Source organism: Thermomonospora echinospora (assembly GCF_900108175.1).
GTDB classification, from domain to species: Bacteria; Actinomycetota; Actinomycetes; order Streptosporangiales; family Streptosporangiaceae; genus Thermomonospora; species Thermomonospora echinospora.
In genome coordinates this window covers 133,653-149,184 of record NZ_FNVO01000009.1, presented here as the reverse complement: position 1 = coordinate 149,184, position 15,532 = coordinate 133,653, and the positions used below count along the sequence as shown (strand labels likewise).

Annotated in this window: 13 protein-coding genes; 5 read left to right on the top strand and 8 right to left on the bottom strand. The window is 69.2% G+C overall.

Annotation, left to right across the window (positions count from 1 at the left end):
* The first annotated feature begins 217 nt into the window (after positions 1–217).
* The 3 genes from C4U03_RS21235 to C4U03_RS21225 all read left to right on the top strand — a co-directional run bounded on the left by C4U03_RS21235 (position 218) and on the right by C4U03_RS21225 (position 1,717).
* Positions 218–1,042 (top strand): helix-turn-helix domain-containing protein, encoded by an 825-nt coding sequence (locus C4U03_RS21235; protein ID WP_160147053.1) that lies wholly within the window; start codon positions 218–220, stop codon positions 1,040–1,042.
* Positions 1,043–1,116: 74 nt separating this feature from the next.
* Entirely contained in the window at positions 1,117–1,317 is a 201-nt protein-coding gene (locus C4U03_RS21230; RefSeq protein WP_235018033.1) for a DUF397 domain-containing protein, read from the top strand.
* A gap of 196 nt (positions 1,318–1,513) precedes the next feature.
* Entirely contained in the window at positions 1,514–1,717 is a 204-nt protein-coding gene (locus tag C4U03_RS21225; RefSeq protein ID WP_103939721.1) for a DUF397 domain-containing protein, read from the top strand.
* Positions 1,718–1,796: 79 nt separating this feature from the next.
* Here C4U03_RS21225 and C4U03_RS21220 read toward each other — a convergent pair whose 3' ends face one another.
* Both C4U03_RS21220 and C4U03_RS21215 read right to left on the bottom strand, forming a co-directional pair.
* Positions 1,797–2,315, bottom strand: a complete 519-nt coding sequence (locus tag C4U03_RS21220; RefSeq protein WP_200827374.1) for a DUF3237 domain-containing protein — start codon at positions 2,313–2,315, stop codon at positions 1,797–1,799.
* On the bottom strand, positions 2,312–2,767 hold the full coding sequence (locus C4U03_RS21215) for an ester cyclase (RefSeq protein WP_200827373.1): 456 nt from the start codon (positions 2,765–2,767) through the stop codon (positions 2,312–2,314). The genes C4U03_RS21220 and C4U03_RS21215 overlap by 4 nt, the downstream gene beginning before the upstream one ends.
* Before the next feature lie 78 nt (positions 2,768–2,845).
* Here C4U03_RS21215 and C4U03_RS21210 point away from each other — a divergent pair, with 78 nt between their 5' ends.
* Positions 2,846–3,508 (top strand): TetR/AcrR family transcriptional regulator, encoded by a 663-nt coding sequence (locus tag C4U03_RS21210; protein ID WP_200827372.1) that lies wholly within the window; start codon positions 2,846–2,848, stop codon positions 3,506–3,508.
* Between the two features lie 254 nt (positions 3,509–3,762).
* Complete coding sequence (locus C4U03_RS21205) at positions 3,763–4,590, top strand: SAM-dependent methyltransferase (protein WP_235018014.1); 828 nt, start codon at positions 3,763–3,765, stop codon at positions 4,588–4,590.
* Between the two features lie 72 nt (positions 4,591–4,662).
* Here C4U03_RS21205 and C4U03_RS21200 read toward each other — a convergent pair whose 3' ends face one another.
* The 6 genes from C4U03_RS21200 to C4U03_RS21180 form a co-directional block, all read right to left on the bottom strand.
* A complete protein-coding gene (locus tag C4U03_RS21200; protein ID WP_103939579.1) occupies positions 4,663–5,118 on the bottom strand; it encodes an NUDIX hydrolase in 456 nt (151 codons plus the stop codon).
* 104 nt (positions 5,119–5,222) lie between these two features.
* Entirely contained in the window at positions 5,223–5,885 is a 663-nt protein-coding gene (locus C4U03_RS21195; protein ID WP_327373279.1) for a hypothetical protein, read from the bottom strand.
* Between the two features lie 161 nt (positions 5,886–6,046).
* Positions 6,047–6,898, bottom strand: a complete 852-nt coding sequence (locus tag C4U03_RS40510; protein WP_160147051.1) for a tetratricopeptide repeat protein — start codon at positions 6,896–6,898, stop codon at positions 6,047–6,049.
* 151 nt (positions 6,899–7,049) lie between these two features.
* Positions 7,050–7,769 (bottom strand): TauD/TfdA family dioxygenase, encoded by a 720-nt coding sequence (locus tag C4U03_RS21190; protein WP_103939577.1) that lies wholly within the window; start codon positions 7,767–7,769, stop codon positions 7,050–7,052.
* Between the two features lie 176 nt (positions 7,770–7,945).
* Positions 7,946–13,096, bottom strand: coding sequence for a DNA repair ATPase (locus C4U03_RS21185; RefSeq protein ID WP_103939716.1), 5,151 nt, complete (start codon positions 13,094–13,096; stop codon positions 7,946–7,948).
* 263 nt (positions 13,097–13,359) lie between these two features.
* Positions 13,360–15,522, bottom strand: a complete 2,163-nt coding sequence (locus C4U03_RS21180; RefSeq protein ID WP_103939576.1) for a hypothetical protein — start codon at positions 15,520–15,522, stop codon at positions 13,360–13,362.
* Positions 15,523–15,532 lie beyond the last annotated feature (10 nt).

Sequence of the window (15,532 nt, the reverse complement as noted above, 5' to 3'; positions counted from 1 at the left end):
AGATCGTCATGAGCTGCCTCGGTCTGGAAGCGGAGCAAACTACACGGAATTCGCTCCTCTGCAGAGTTGGATGACTACGCTCTGCACTGTAAGGAACGTCATAGGTATCGTGCAAGTAGCATGATGAAGATGGAAGTTGCACGTTCGTGTGCGATCTTTGGAGATCAGGAGTGCTGACGTGGCTGTTGTCTCCAGCCCCACGACCAGAGGCCGACGTTTGGCGTTCGAGCTGCGCAAACTCCGCGAGCGTGCCGGGCTGACGCCCAGCCAGGCGGCCCGGCAGCTCGGCTGGTCGCTCAGCAAGCTCACCCGCATCGAGAAGGCGCAGACCCAGCCCAAGAACGCCGACATCGAGGCGGCGCTGGCGCTGTACGGCGTCGATGATGCGACCCATGCCGCGCTGGCCAAGCTCGCCAAGGACTCCTGGAAGCGCGGCTGGTGGACGGCCTACGCCGATGTCTTCAGCGGAAGCATCGTCGCCCTGGAGGACGAGGCCAGCGAGATCCGCGCCTGGGAACCACAACTCGTCCCCGGCCTGCTCCAGACCGAGGACTACGCCCGCGAGGTCATCAGTACGTACACCGGTGACCAGGTGGCGGTTCAGCGACGTGTGATGGCTCGTATGAATCGCGGAATGCTGCTACGGCGCCCAAACGCTCCACAGTTGCACGCCGTATTGGACGAGGCTGTACTGCGTCGGGCCATCGGTGGTCGGGAAGTCATACGGAAGCAGCTCACTGCTCTCACCGAGGCAGCCGGACGGCCGAACATCACGATCCAGGTCCTTCCCTTCGACGCCGGCGCGCACCGGGGTTTGGAAGGGTCCATGGAGCTTCTGAGCTTCAACGACGACGATGAGCTCGACGTGGCCTTTGCCGAGGGGCCCATGGGAGACATCTATCTGGAGAGCGCTGAGGAGGTTGCTCGCATTAGGGTTGGTTTGGAAGCGATCTGCCATGTAGCAATGTCCCCGAGCGAGTCCGTCAAGTTCATCACTGCCCTGGCTCAAGGGGACCGACCCCAAGGAGCGTCTCCCGAATGATCCACCTATCAGACATCCCCTGGCGTAAATCTCGGCACAGCGGCCCCAGAGACAACTGTGTCGAGGTCGCCTCGATGGACCTCTCCCACGCTGGCTGGCGCAAGAGCCAGCGCAGCGGCAACGGCGGTGCCAACTGCGTTGAGGTCGCCGATGCCGGGCGTGTGGTCGCCGTGCGCGATAGCAAGGACCCGGAGGGTGGCATCTTGGCGTTCCAACAGGACGCGTGGGGTGCCTTCGCTCAGCGGGTCAAGGGCGGTTGTTACGACATCAGCTGACCCGCCGCTCGGCACGGTCGATCATTTGGACGGCGAGCACGATGGCCTATGCTGCCGTCTTCAGCGGGAGTATCTTCGCTCTGGAGGACGAGGCCAGCGAGGTCCTTGCCTGGGAACCACAATTCATCCCGGCCAAGTCGGTCCAGCTCATCACCGCGCTTGCCCGGAACGGAAGCCCGTGAGGAGCGCCGCCCAAATGATTACCCCGCCGAACGTCGTCTGGCGCAAGTCCCGCCGCAGCGATAACGGCGGGCAGAACTGCGTAGAGATCGCCAGCGCCGAGCAGGCTGTCGTCGTGCGCGACAGCAAGGATCCGGAGGGTGGCATCTTGGCGTTCCGGCAGAGTGAGTGGAGTGCCTTCGCTCAGCGGATCAAGGGCGGTTGTTACGACATCAGTTGACCCGCCGTTCGGCACGGCTGATCGCCTGGGAGGACCTCAGGGGGACCGGCCGATACGGCGGGGCTGTGATGGCTTGTTGTCACAGGAGTTGGAAGACCCGGTAGGCGACTCCGCCTTTGACGAGGTACCCCGACCCCACGCCGACGACGTCGTTCAGCCAGGCGTACTGCTCGGCTCCCGTCTCGAAGAGGGCGTTGGTCCGGAAGTAGTACCGGGTGGGGTCCACCCGGTGGCTCTCGGCCGGGTCGGCCAGGGCGGCTCGTAGTTCGGGCGGTGTGACCAGGCGACCGCCGTAGGTCATGTGCACGAGGGCACCGTCGTGGGTGCGCAGGGTCAGCCGGACGTCCAGGTTCATGGTCCCGTCGGTCCGGAACACCGCCCAGTCGCCGCCGCTGTCCAGCACTTCGCCGTGCAGCTTCGGGCCGTCGAAGGAGCCGCCGGCGGAGCCGAAGAGGACCCGCCGGCCGAGTGGCCCGTTGCCGAAGTTCAGCGCGGGGTCCAGATCGACGACCATGTCGAAGAGGTGTGCCGTCTCGATCCGGCCGACGTCCTTCAGCCGTGGGTCGGGGGCGGGCCGGGCCTCGTTCAGGTCGCTCACGCCACGGCCCTCCGCCTGAAGAGCCTTTCCCGGGCCTCGTCCGTGGAGACGCCCGACTGGGCGCACAGGGACGACAGGTCGAAGAGGAAACGCTCGGCGGCGATCAGGCCGTCCCTGAAGCCGAACTGGATGAACACCGGCAGTTCGGCGCGCCTTCCGTTGGGGGCGAGGCCGAGACCGGCGGCGTGCATGGTCATCCGCACCGTCCCCCAGCAGACCAGCGTCTCGCCGTTGTCGGCGTGCCCGTCCAGTGCGACCTCGTAGTCCGGGAACGCCTTGAAGAACCAGGTGAGCGCCGCCTCGTTCTCCGCCGGGCCGCGGACCGTCGTCCCGAAGGCCGGGACCTCCAGCTCCATCTCCCGGTGGAGGAGCCGCATCGCCGCGGGAACGTCCTGGCGGCTCTTGGCCTCGGCCAGCGCCTGTGCCAGCTCGAACATGCGATCGCCGTCCATCAGCTCATCCCTCCGTGTCGCGAGGAGTTAAACGTACGATCGTTCGTACTTTTATGCAAGACTGGCACAATGGAGCCGATGAGCGAACGCATGCGCCGGCCGGCCCCCGACAACGGCCTCCGCGCGACCGGCCGGACGGACCAGGCCGTAGGCGACCGGCGACGGCTACGGGGCGCCGAATCCCGGCAGGCCATCACCCGCCACGCCGTCGACCTGGCATCCCTGGAAGGGCTCAACGGCCTCAGCCTGGGCCGGCTGGCCACCGACCTGGGGATCAGCAAGAGCGGCATCCAGACCCTCTTCAGGACCAGGGAGAACCTGCACCTGGCCGTCATAGAGACCGCGGAACGGCTCTTCGCCGACGCGGTCGTGCTGCCCGCGCTGGACGCCGCCGCCGGCACCGCCCGGCTGCGAGCCCTGGTGGAGCACTGGATCGGCTATGCCGAAGCACCACTGTTTCCGGGAGGCTGCTTCTGGGCCGCGAACCTCGCCGACTTCGACAGCCGCCCCGGCCCTGTCCGCGACCGACTGGCGCATCAGCATCAGGGGTGGGTCGCCCTCCTCGCCGAAGAGTTGCGGCAGGCGGTGGACTCCGGTGAGGTCGCCGACCTGGACGTGGAACTCGCCGCCTTCCAGATCGACGCGGTCCTGATGGCCGCGAACACGGCGCTGCGTCTGGGCGACCGCGACGCCGCCGGCAAGGTCCGCCGCGTGGTCGGCGAACTCCTCCGCTCCCGGTGACTTCCAGGCCGAGGGCCAGGGACGTACCGGCAATGCCCGGCATCGCGCCGACCGCCTTACCCGGTGGAGGGGCCGGAGCCTTTCGGCTCGGCGCCTCGGCTCGGCGCCGTGCTGCGGGAAGTCTGTCCCGGCTGTCGCGTGGCCGATCCGGCGAACTGTACGAAGTCCTGAGAGGTCCGGCCTTAAGATCGGCTGCACCGGCGTCGTACGGTACGGCGGGCGCTCGGTGGGGCTTCGGCAGTCGGGAGTGACCTGTGGAAGGAATCGGGGAGCCGTCGGCCGGTGCCGGGCGGGTGCCTGTGGGGATCGACCCGACCGTGCCCAGCATCGCCCGTGTCTACGACTACATGATCGGTGGGAAGGACAACTTCGCCTCCGACCGCGCCGTGGGCGACATGATCAAGGAACAGTTGCCCGGTGCGGTGACGATCGCCGTCGAGAATCGCAGGGTGCTCGGGCGCGCCGTGCGGTACCTCGTCCGGCAGGCGGGGATCCGGCAGTTCATCGACATCGGCAGCGGCCTGCCCACGGCCGAGAACGTGCACCAGGTCGCCCAGCGGCACGCTCCCGAGTCCCGGGTGGTCTACGTCGACAGCGACCCCATCGTGCTCGCGCACGGCCGGGCCCTGCTGGACGAGAACGATCGCACGGCGGTGATCCAGGCCGACGCCCGTGATCCGCGCGGGATCCTGGACGACTCCGCGACGCGGAAGCTGATCGACTTCGACCGGCCCGTCGGCGTCATCCTGTGCGCGGTCCTGCATCACCTGGAGGACGAGGAGGACCCGGCCGGCATCGTGGCGACCCTGCGCGAGGCGGTCCCCTCCGGCAGCCACCTGTTCATCACCCACTTCCGCACCGAGCACAACGAGGAGTCGCAGCAGATCGAGCAGATGCTGCAGGCGTCCTTCGGCCGCGGGCGGTGGCGCGAGCAGCACGAGATCGAGTCCTTCTTCACCGGACTGGAAATGGTCGACCCGGGCATCGTGCCGCTGGTCGAATGGCACCCGGACACCCCACCGGACCGGGAGCCGACGGCATGGGACCGACTCATCGTCGGCGGAATAGGCCGCAAGCCGTAGCCCGCATGGGTCGTCCGGGAAGCCCGCGCAGATGTCATGAGGTGACCGGCTGCTGGGGGAGGGTGCCCGGAGTCACGCGGTCGGCTTGCCCGTCATGGCGTACCAGCGCTTGATGGACGTCTTGTACTGCTCGGGCATGGTGAGGCCGCCGACCTCCCCGGGGGAGAACAGGCCGAGGGCCTTGTGCTCATTGGAGCTGCGTGGGGTCTGGAAGCCCGTGTAGTGGGCTCCGTAGGTGACGATAAAGACGTGGCGTAGTGGAGTGATCTCATAGACCCAGGTGTCGACCAGATCCTCCACCTTCACGGTCAGCCCCAACTCCTCCTCGACCTCGCGTGCGACGCACTCGTCCGGCCGTTCCCCCACTTCGAGCTTTCCGCCGGGTAGTTCCCACTCCTCGCGCTCGTTCTTGAGCAGCGGGACCTTTCCGCCGTAGTCGATGATCAGCTTCACCGAGACGGGAAGCTGGTACTCGAAGTAGCCGGGGTTCCGTTCGACCAGGAAGGGGGGATGGTCGGTGGTCGACATGTTCGCTCCTGTTCGCCGCGCAGGGCCGGCCCCCGGTTCGCGGTACCGGGTGCAGTGATGGTCTCGTGCGCCGTCCGGTGCCGGACGGCCGTGGCCGATGCCGGTCAAACCTGGAGCAGCACGGCCGCCACATCGTCGGATTTCTTGAATTTGCCCGCCACGGACTCGGCCGCGTCCTCGAAGGCGCGCATTTCGGTGATCACTGCATCCACGCCCTTGGCCAGGCAGGCGTTGAGCAGCGCAGGCCAGTCGGCGAAGAGCCGGTATTCCGTCACGGCTCTGGCCAGGCCGTCCGTGCACAGCAGGACGACGAAGCCCGCTCCGCGCCGACGAGGGACCAGCAGGGAATGCGCGAAGAGGTTCCCGTCCGGATGGCCGGAGAAGACCGACTCGCCGTTGATGCCGCGGATGTACTCCGAACGCCGCCGGTACATCGCCGAGGTGATCTCGTCCATCGTCAGGTCCTGGGCTCGCGCCTGCTCGACCGCGGCGGCCTCACGCGCGTCGAAGAACCCGGTGCTGATCTCCAGCTCCAGCGAGTCACCGCACAGGACACCGACCGCGTCTCCGACCCGGACGATCTCCAGGACGTCTTCGTGCACCACGAGCAGGGTCAGGGAGCAGCAGGGATGCTGTTGCATCTCCCGCAGGTCGTGGCGGGCCAGTTCAGCGACGATCTCGGCCTGTATCTCGGTCAGCAGGAGGGTGCCCGAGGCGACGGTGCCGTCGGCGCCGCGCGTCTGCAGGGCGCCCTGCAGACGATCCACGAGCCAGTGGACGTTCGAGACGGCGGGCAGATTCCGCTCGTTCCGGAAATCCGATGCGCCGTCGATGACCCAGGCGCAATTTCCGGACATTCCGAATCTGTCCTCGGAGAGCCGATCTGATGCGCCGGCCGCTCCTGCCGAATCAACGAGCTTCACACCTGTCACCCTTCGACTAGATACGGCACGACCAGCAGTACCCCACCCACCAGGTACATGAACAGGACTCGCCATACCGACTTCGAACTTGCCAGGGTGAACGACGCGAAGACGATGATGATGGACCCGGCCATGCCTTCGATGAGGCGGATGCTGTCCGGCCATCTGGCGCTGGCGGCGAGGTTTCCCGTGGTCGCGATGAAGGCCACCACCGCGGCCAACAGGCCGAGCAGTTGCAACTGCTGTGCTTTGAAATCGGTCAGTTCGCGGCGATTGTCCTCCTGCTGCCGCCGCCAGTACGCGCGCTGTTGCAGCAGCTCGATGCGGATTCGGGTGGTCTGGTACTGCGTCAGCCTCCGCTGGTAGTCCCGGGTGGTCCGCGGCTCCAGCTCTATGGCCTGGTTGACGGCGGCCCGGGCGGCGCCGAAGTCTCCCCGGATCGCGAGTATGCGGGCTCTGGTCTCGAAATAGTGGCCGATCTGCCCGTGTGTCAGCGCTATCGCCTGGTCCACGGATCGTTCCGCCTCCCGAAGCTCGGCTTCGACGACGGAGTCGGAGCGTTCGAGATACTCGATCAGAAAGGCCGCGAGCTGGTGCACGACCCCGGCCACATCGGGCATCAGCTCGGCCGCGCGCCGGGAGTACTCGACCGCGCTTCTCAGGCTACTGGCGTCTCCTCTGTTGCGCGCGACGATCGCGTGGAACGTGTAGACATAGGGCTCTTGCTCGAACTCGTGACCATACTGCCTCAGCACGGATTCGTACTCGGCGTACCTTTCCTCCCGCCGGAGCCTGAGCAGCCAGCCGTACAGGGCCGCGAACCGCACGTCGGTGGGATGCCGGGTGCTGCGCAGCACGTCCGCAAGCTGTGCCTCCGGGTCGGAAAGGCTCTCGACGACCTCCCGTATGCCGGTGGAGAAACCGGGCGTCGTCGCCGGGGGCAACGCGGCGAGCCGTTGGACGAGCCGAGCGCGCGGGCTCTGCCGGGAACCGCGCCCGACCGGCCGCCTAGCCATCGAAACCAAAGGGGATCGTGTGGTCGGGGCCTGGCGTCGCCAGGAACCGGACCACGGTGCGCTCTCCGACGAACGACCGCCGTCCGTGCAGGTAGCGATAGTTGTCGATCAGATATCCCTCGCCTGGGCCGAGGTCCAGCACCACGGGTCGCGAACACAGCCTTTTGAGCTCGCCGATGAATTCCTCACCGGCCGGCCCCATGGCCGCCGGACGGGCGATGCCGTCATCGCGAAAACGAATCCGTACCCCGCCCGTCGGTGCGGAGTCGATGAGCGGCCGTAGGGTCCGTCCCTTCCTGGTTTCCAGAAAGGCCGATCTCCGGGCGGTGGAGAGCCTTCGCCGCCGGGACCAGGCGGTCAGCACCCGCGCCGAATCCGCGAGAAGTGCCTGACCTCCGGCCCGCGGGGCGGCCAGGACCAGGGTCGCGACCACCGCCGGTGGTTCGGCGCAGGTCGCGCGATCGGTGTGGAGCGCCAGCCGGTCCCTGGTAAATCCGCTCAACCCGGCCGGCGGCCGGGTGTGCCGGGCGCGGATCAGCGTGATTCCGGGCGCGCTCTGATGCGGATGATCGTACGGCCTTCCCCAGTCGAAGACGTGGGATCGCACAGATCCCAGATCGCCATTGCGGAAGTAGAGCACTCCGCGCTCTGCGAGCGCACCGGGAACATCGTCCTCGGAGATCCCTCGCCCCTCCGTGGAGAAGATCTTCATGGTCGGCCACCCTCAGAAGTCCGAGATGCAAATCTAGGGGAATGGCGACCTGCTGTCCATGAGTTCCGAACTGTATTCGGTCATCCATAATTACAGATATGGACGAAATTGCAGGATAGTGCAGTTTTAAGGGCGAGGAGGGCTTGAAAATCGCAGAGGGCTGTAGGTTCTGGCGGTCAGGGTGCCGGGGTGGGGCGCGTGGTGGCGCGGTGGATGGCCTGTTCTATGTCGCCTACCCGGTCGGCGAGGAGGCCGAGGGCGCCGACGGCTCGGGTGACGGCGTCGTCGTCCTGGCCGCCGAGGGCCTTGGCGCGGAGGTAGGACTGTTTGACGTCGTGCCAGCGGGTGGCCTGGGCGGTGGTGAGGGTGCCGCGTAGTTCGGCGAGTTTGAGGAGGTTGGCTTCGGCGCCGGCGGCCAGGGTTTGGGATTCGCCTAGGTAGTGGTCGTCGATGAGGGATTCCAGCTCGGTGTCGTTCATGACGGGGACGATGCGTTCGGCCAGTTTGTTCATGTTGCGGTAGGAGCCCTGGAGCTGGAACGGGGGCTCGGTGCGGGAGTCGTCGGACTGGGCGGCCGAGGCGATGTAGGCCCGGTTGGCCGCCAGCACGATCTGCTGGACGCGCAGCAGCTTGCGCAGCACGGACACCATCTGGTCCAGCTCGACCTGGGAGTAGGGGTGGGAGAGCCGGTCGGGGCGGACCGAGTCGTCGCCCTTGGCCAGGCGGACCAGGAGCTCCAGGTCGCCGCGGTCGCGGGTGGACAGCGGCGCCAGGACGGGGTTGGAGGTGAGGGCGTTCTCGATGTAGCTGAGGGCGAACAGCTCGTCCTTGCCGGACAGGACGTCGCCCAGGTTCCACACGTCGGCCCGGTTGGCGAGCATGTCGGGGATGCGGAACCTCTTGCCCGCCTCGGTGTACGGGTTGCCCGCCATGCACACCGCGAAGCGCTTGCCGCGCAGGTCGTAGGTGCGGGTGCGGCCGTTCCAGACGCCCTCCATGCGGCGCTGGGCGTCGCACAGCGAGATGAACTTCTGCAGCAGCTCGGGGTTGGTGTGCTGGATGTCGTCCAGGTAGAGCAGCGTGTTGTTGCCGCACTCCAGGGCGAAGGAGATCTTCTCGATCTCCTGGCGGGCGGTGGCGCTGGGCGCCTCGGCCGGGTCCAGCGAGGTGACCGAGTGGCCCAGGGCGGGGCCGTTGATCTTGACGAACACCAGGCCGAGGCGGCTGGCCACGTACTCCATCAGCGTCGTCTTGCCGTAGCCGGGCGGGGAGATCAGCAGCAGCAGGCCCATCTGGTCGGTGCGCTTGGCGTCGCCGGACGCCCCGAGCTGCTTGGCCAGGTTGTCGCCGATCAGCGGTAGGTAGACCTCGTCCAGCAGCCGGTTGCGGACGAACGCGCTCATCACCTTGGGCCGGTACTCCTCCAGCCGCAGCCGGGCGCGTTCCCGATCGACCAGCTCGCCGCGCCGCTTCTGGTACGCCCGGTAGGCCGGGACGCGTTCGGTACGGAACGCGCGGGTGCGGGCGAGGAACTCGTCGATGCGCAGGTCCAGCCGCCGATCGGTGATGCGCGGGTGGGCGCCCAGCAGGCCCTCGACGGTGGCGCTCAACGTGGCGGACGAGTCGTGACGCGGAACGGCGGCGCCGCACAGCTCGATCGCGACGGCCTCGGGCAGGTCCATCTCGAAGCCCTCCGCCTCGCCCTGGGACGAGGCGAAGGCGCGCAGCCACGCCTCCACGAGCTGCTGTCGGGCGGCGAGGTCGTCGCCCAGCGCGCGCAGGTCGTCCTCGAAGGCGGTCAGCGAGTGCGAGCCGCCGCCCCCCAGCGCCCGGCGGAACAGCTCCAGCAGCCTGCGGGCACCCGCCCCCGTGACGAAACCGCCAACGTTCCCGGCCAGCTCCTCGAACAGGTACTCCCCGGCCAACGGGTCAGGCCGAGCGCCCCGCCCCTGCACCGCGGATCCAGAGGCCATCCCTGAGCCGAACGAGCCGAACGAGCCGGCCGGGTCGGCCGGGTCGGCCGGGTCGGCCGGTGGTGATGCGGGGTCGTTGGAGCGGAGCCCGTCCGGTCGTCCCCCGGAGAGGTCGGCGGACCCGGACGAGGACTCCGACGGCGTGACATTGAGGTCGTGCCGGTTCATGAAGACGGCGATGGCCTGGGTCAGCTCGTCGTGGAGTTCGGTGATGGCGGGGGCGGAGCCGAAGGCGGCGCGGGCGCGGGCCAGGGAGGCGGCCCGGCGGGTCCAGCGGGTGCGGGCGGCCTCGTCCGTGCCGTACGCCCAGAACAGCCGGGCGGCGGCGCGGGCGGACGGGGGGTAACGCAGCAGGCCGGCAGCCGAGTGCAGCCGCAGCAGAGCCTGGAGGATCAGCGTGGCGTCGTGGTCGTGGACGCCGCGTTCGTAGCCCTCGTCATAGCGCGACTCGGCGACCTTCCGGACGGCCGTCAGGAGGGCGTCTTCGGTGACGGCGGCTTCGTGCAGGGACTCCAGCGTGAGGCCCCCGGCGCCGTTCTCGGCCATGGCGAGGATGGACGCGGCCAGGTGCTCGGCCCGGTAGACCTCGGGGGACTCCGACACCAGCGGCTGGTCCCAGTACGCGCGGGTGCCGGTGAACCCTTCGTCCTCGACGGGGGAGCGGTAGTCGGTGCCGGTGACGGCGTACGCCATGCCGCCGGAGTGCGGGACGAGGGTGAGGTCGATCGGCTGGGTGTTGACCGCGAAGCGGTGCCGGCCGAGGCGGATGCTCTCGCCGCCGTCGGTGAACAGGTCGGCGCGGTCGCGCAGGGAACGCCCGGCCTCCTGGCGGGCGGCCTTGACCCGGCCCTCCAGCTCCTCGGCGCGTACGGCGTCGCCCAGCGTCCGTAGCTCCTCGGCGACCTGGCGGAGCTTGGCCACCATCGGGTCGGCGGCGAAGTAGGTGTTGATCTCGTCCAGGGACGCCAGGTTCGCCACCCGGCGGCGTACCCCGGCCAGGGTGCGGTCGGCGGAGGCGGCCAGCCGGTCGGCGCGGCGGGCCCGCTCGTCCAGCAGCGACTGCCGGCGCGAGGAGAACGCCTCGTAGACGTCCTCGCGCTTGGCCGACAGCTCGGCCAGGAAGTCGTCGAAGTCGCCGAACCGGGTTTCCAGGTCCTCCAGCCGCAGCATCAGCCGGCCGAGCTGCTCGTCGCAGCGCTCGGGGGTGTCGGCGACCGCCAGCGCCCCGGCGACGGCCTGGCCGAGCAGCGCGAACTCGGCGGCGAACGCGGCCCGCCCCTCGGTGGCCAGCAGCTCCCGGCGACGGGCCTCCAGGGTGGCGCGGGCCCGGTTGACGCCGCCGAGGACCTCGCCGATGCGCTCCAGGATCCGGGTGCGCACGGTGGCGTCGGCGATGTCGAGGGAGCCGACGACCTCGGTCACCGTCTCCAGTGCGGCCGACCGCTCGGCCAGCCGTTCGCCGAGCGGCTTCGCGGCCGCGACCGTGGTGATCTCGGCGGCCTCGGCGACCAGGTGTTCCACGTCGGCGTGGTAGCCGGTGAACGCGTCCTCGCCCTGGAGGAACGCCACCGCGCGCCGTCCGGCGCCCGCCAGCTCGGTGTCCAGGTCGGCGTCGAGGCGGTCGAGCCGTTCGGTGTCGACGTAGCGCAGCTCGCGCAGCGTGACCAGGTGGCCCTGTTCGCGGCGCAGCGCGGCGAGCTGCTGCACCCAGGCGTCGGCGGTCTTGGGCGCCTCGCCCCGTACCGTCCGCACCAGCGAGGCGATCTTGGTGGCGGCCTCGTTCACCGCCTCGGCGGCCTGCGCGGTGAGCGCCTGGACGTTCTCGAACTCCTCCAGCACCTGCTCGGCCGCGGCCCGGACGGCCGTCAGCGGCGCCCGCAGGTCGCCCAGCTCGGCCTCGCCCAGCCAGTGGTAGTGGTCGAACACCCGGGCGCAGGCGGAGATCAGGCCCTCGTAGACGGCGGTGGACGGGGCCATCTCGCCGACCATCCGCGACACCGACAGGCAGTCGGAGATGCCCCGTACCAGCTCGGCGTTGCCGACCCGCTCCAGCGGGCCGGTGCCGACGGGCTGCGCGGCGGCGTAGGCGTCCGACAGGTACGGGGTCTGCCACACCTGCATCGGGTGGACGCGGGTGGGTTCGTCGGACGTGGCGCGGAACACCACCAGCGTGCCGTCGTCGAACAGCGAGTAGCCGTGGCACGGCAGCGGCGCGGCGACCTGCTTGCGGATCACGTTGTAGGGCAGCAGCAGGGTGCGGCCCTCGGCGCGGGCGTGGAAGACGTACAGCACGTCCTCGCCGTTGGTGGAACGGATGACGCGCTCGAACTCCAGGCCGGCCACGTCGGTGTCGAACGTCCTGGCGGCCCCGGTGGTCAGGTAGTAGCCCCCGGGGAAGATCAGCCCGTGGTCCTCCGGCAGCCGCTGGCACGCCTGGCCGATGCCGTCCAGCCGCACCACGTCCTTGGTGCGGGTGTTGAAGATCAGGTGCCGCCATTCGGTCTCGTTGTACGGGCGGACGCGCAGGCAGATCAGCGACCCGATCCGGGCGTAGTGGACATCGGCGTCGGCCAGGCTCTGCAGCGGCTCGTCGACCGGCTCGCTGTAGACGCCCTCGCCGGACTCGGTGTTGTTCTCGATCTTGACGGTGAGGTCGCCGCCGACCGTCTCCACGAACAGCTCGTCCTCGATGGAGATGTGCGGGTGGCGGCCCATGACGTGCTGCTCGCGGGTGGTCTGCACCCACGTGAAGTCGTGCGAGGGCGGGAAGACGTGGTCGCGTTCGCCCTGGGCGTCGAGGTACTCGGCGGTGCCGTCCGGGTGGATCTGCCAGCGCAGCACCCGGATGTCGGTGGTGCGCGCCCCGGTCTGGAACACCGCCAGCAGCTTGCCGTCCAGCCGGCGCAACTGCATCAGCCGGGTGTCGCGGTAGTAGCGGTAGAGGTCGGCGAAGTCCTTCTCGAAGCGGGGGTCGCGCAGCAGCCCCGGCGCCTCGTCGGCGGCCACGTCATCGAACCGGAACGCATCGCCGTCACGGGTGAAGCGATGCAGGGAGAAGACGTCGTCGATCGTCGTCTCCGGCTTGAGCCCGATGAACACGTTGTAGCCGAACAGCATCAGCCCCGACTGGTGACCGGGCTCCCCGTCCGCGGGGACGACGGCCCCGGTGACCGGGACGATGTCACGGGGCACGCAGTTGTTGCCGGTACGGATCCGCTCGGTGCCCAGCAGTCGCAGCTCGGCGCTGCCGAAGACCTCCACCCGGCGCGCGTTGAGCGTCTCGGCCCGCCGCGCCAGCTCGGCCGCCTGCTCGGTCAGCCGCGCCCGCAGCACCTCGTAGGTGCCGCTGTCCATCCCCGGGCCGCCCGCCTGCCCGCCACTGCCGTCGTCTCCGGGCACGGCCGCATGCCCGGCGGCGTCGGTGGCGATCTCCGTCACGAATCCTCCTAGTGGCGTATGGCGGCCATGCCCACCGCAACCGGCGACCGCCCGTTCACGAGTCGTTCCGGAACGGCCATCCGCCGGACCGTTCCGTCGCGCCGTGCCGGTGTGCACGGGTGGCCGGTCGGGGCCGGGGTGTCGCGGGCGGGCGGCCGCCCGCGACACCCCGCTACGGGTCAGTGGTCGCCGTTGACGGACTTGACCGTGGAGACGGCCGGCTGCGGGGTCAGGGCGTTGACCGGGGCGTCGGACAGGCCGAGGCGCTGGGCGGTGGTCAGCAGCTCCGACAGCTTGTCGGTGTCGGGGCCGCCGGCCTTGATGAGCTTGGCCAGCAGGGCGGACAGGGTGAGGTCGCGGACGTCGCCGGCGCCGATGGAGCCGAGCACGCGGGTCAGGTCCTCGGTGAAGCGGCCGTTGCCCTCCAGCCACGGGCCGGCCAGCGAACGGGTGACCTCGGAGTTGCCGACGAACTGGTCGATGCCCTTGCCGAGCGCGACCGAGCCGACCAGCTTGTCGAAGAACACCGTGTCGCCGCCGACGATGCTGATGTCGGCCTTGGTGAGCCCGGCCGCCAGCACGTTGGCCTGCTGCTCGGCGACCTGCCGCTGCACGTCGATGCCGGCCAGCCGGATGTCCTTCTCGGCCTCCAGCCGCAGCCGGTACTCCTCGTGCTCGCGGGTGGCGTCCGACAGCTTGGCCATCGCCGCGGCCTTGTCGGTCAGGCCGGCCGCCTCGGCCTTGAGCTTCTCGGCGATGCCCTCGGCCTGGGCCAGCGCCTTGTCCTTCTCGCCGTCGGCCTCGGCCTGCAGCCGGTCGCGCAGCGCGGCGGCCTCCACGGCCCGCTTCTCGCGCTCGACCGTGGCCTCGGCCAGGCCCTCCTTCTCGATCGCGGCGGCGTTGCGCTCGCGGATCTGGGCCTCGATCAGGCCCTCCCGCTCGACGATCTCGGCGTTGCGGGCGCGGACCTGCGCCTGGGCCAGCCCGGCGGCGGCCTCCTCGGCCTGCACACCCTCGGCCAGCCGGATCTTGGCGCGGGCGTCGAGGTCGGCGGCCTGCTGCCGGGCCTCGGCCAGCACCAGCTCCTCGCGGGCCCTGAACTTGGCCGCCGCCTCCGCGGCCTCGGCCGCCTTGATGTCCTTGACCAGCGCCTCCTGCGCCTCGGCCTCGGCCTGGATGACCAGCGCCTGGCGGGTCCGCTCGGCCTCCTCGACCGTGCGCAGCCGCTTGATGTTCTCCTCCTGCTCGGCCACGGTCTTCTCGACCGCGATCCGCTCCCGGACGACCTCGGCGATGTCCCGCTTCTCGGCCTCGACCTCCTTGTCGGCGGCGATGCGCGTCAGCTCGGTCTCCCGCTCGCGGGCGATGACCTCCAGCAGCCGGTCCTTCTCGATCCGCTCGGACTCGACGGCGAGGACCCGCTCGCGGTTCTTCTCGGCCACCGCGATCTCGCGGGCCTTGTTCTCGTGCTGGATGCCGAGCTGCTCGTCGGTGCGGATGTGGGCGGTCTGCGCCCGCAGCCGCTCCTCGGCCTGCACCCGGGCGATCTCGGCCTCCTCGCGGGCCTTGACGGTCTCGATCTCGCGCCGCTGCTTGGCCTCGGCGTCGGCCTCCCGCCGCCGCAGCTCCAGGATGGCCTCCCGGGCGTCGACGTTCTGGCGGGTGATCTCCTTCTCCTCGTTGCGCTGGAACTCGTTGGTGCGCACGTGCTCGATCGCGGTCAGCTCGGTGATCTTGCGGATGCCCTGGGCGTCCAGGATGTTGGACTTGTCCAGCGAGGTCAGCGGGGTCTGCTCCAGGTAGTCGATGGCCGCGTCCTCCAGGCTGTAGCCGTTGAGGTCGGTGCCGATGACCCGGATGATGTGGTCGCGGAACTCCTCGCGCCGGGTGTACAGGTCGACGAAGTCCAGGTGCTTGCCGACGGTCTTGAGGGCCTCGGAGAACTTGGCGTTGAACAGTTCCTGCAGCGTCTCCTGGCTGCTGGCCCGCTCGGTGCCGATCGCCTGTGCCACCTTGATGACGTCCTCGACGGTCTTGTTGACCCGTACGAAGAACGTGATGCGGATGTCGGCGCGGATGTTGTCCTTGCAGATCAGGCCCTCACGGCCGGTACGGGCGATCTCGATGGTCTTCACCGAGATGTCCATCACCTCGGCCTTGTGCAGCACCGGCAGCACCACCGCGCCGGTGAAGGTGACGTCCACCTTGCGCACCTTGGAGATGATCAGCGCCTTGCCCTGCTCCACCTTGCGGAACAGCCGGCTGGTCATGATCACCAGGCCGAGCGCGATCAGCAGGACGACGGCGATGAGCACGCCGAGCCCCAGGGTGATGGATTCCATCAGCGCTCCC